Annotated in this window: 1 protein-coding gene; it reads right to left on the bottom strand. The window is 56.3% G+C overall.

All coding sequences use genetic code 11. The features are described from left to right. On the bottom strand, positions 1 to 989 hold a 989-nt coding region (locus RBB39_RS22695; protein WP_306169437.1), incomplete at its 3' end, for an IS30 family transposase. Positions 990 to 1041: the final 52 nt, after the last annotated feature.

Genomic DNA, 1041 nt, shown 5'->3' with positions numbered 1-1041 from the left:
TTCTGGAGAACCTCCGCGTATACCTCCAGAGGCGTCTTGGCGTTCAACGTCTCTCTAGGCCTGGTATTGAGTGAGTCTGCGATCTCATCGAGCTCCTCCTGGGTGTAGGTCGATAGGTCCGTTCCTTTGGGCAGATACTGTCGAAGCAGACCATTGGTATTCTCGTTAGACCCACGTTGCCACGGGCTGTGTGGATCGGCGAAGTAGATGGCTGTCCCGGTACGTTGGGTTATTTCGGCATGCTTGACCATCTCGCTCCCTTGGTCGTAGGTCATCGACAGCCGTAGTGAGCGTGGAACACGGTTCAATTTGTCACTAAAGCCGACCATCGCATCCGTCGCGGTCGTACCGTCCATTTTCACCAGGATGACGAAGCGTGTCGTGCGCTCAACCAACGTGCCTACGGCAGAACGGTTGCTGGCCCCCATGATGAGGTCGCCTTCCCAATGCCCGGGCATCAACCGATCTTCGATCTCAGGCGGCCGGAGATGAATACTGACCAAGTCAGGAATTTGGCGGCGACGATCCTTGCCACGACTGCGTGGACGCCGCTTTCCCTTCCCCTGCCGAAGGCAAGCAATGAGCTCTTTTTTCAGCGAGCCTCGGGGCATCACATAGAGCGCGTTGTAGATGGCCTCGTGGGAGACCTGACGTGTAGGGTCATTTGGATACATGCGCTTCAGTGTGATGGCTATCTGCCTAGGAGACCAGTACTTGCGCAACAGGTAGGTCACCAGATCGAAGAGAGGCGTACCAAGGCGCAACTTCGATTGTCGTCGTGCTCGATGTCGCGTCAGCGTGGCCCTGAAACCCGCCAGACTGGCGTCATAGCCAGCATGAGAAGGTACCGCATGCCGAGCCAGTTCTCGAGAAATCGTGCTGGCAGCTCTCCCAAGGAACTTGGCGATGGAGCGTATCGAGTGACCTTCACGCATCAGCATGATGGTGGCACGTTCTTCAGCAGTAAGGTGGTGGTAGCAATGAGTCATAGCGATAGCGTACCTGATCGATCAGGTGTTGCACTTGCTCATTGAGACCGCC

This window comes from Halomonas sp. MMSF_3323, assembly GCF_030733595.1.
Lineage (GTDB): Bacteria > Pseudomonadota > Gammaproteobacteria > Pseudomonadales > Halomonadaceae > Halomonas > Halomonas litopenaei.
Note: the sequence above shows the minus strand (reverse complement) of the source record. Positions and strands in the feature narration are given on the sequence as shown.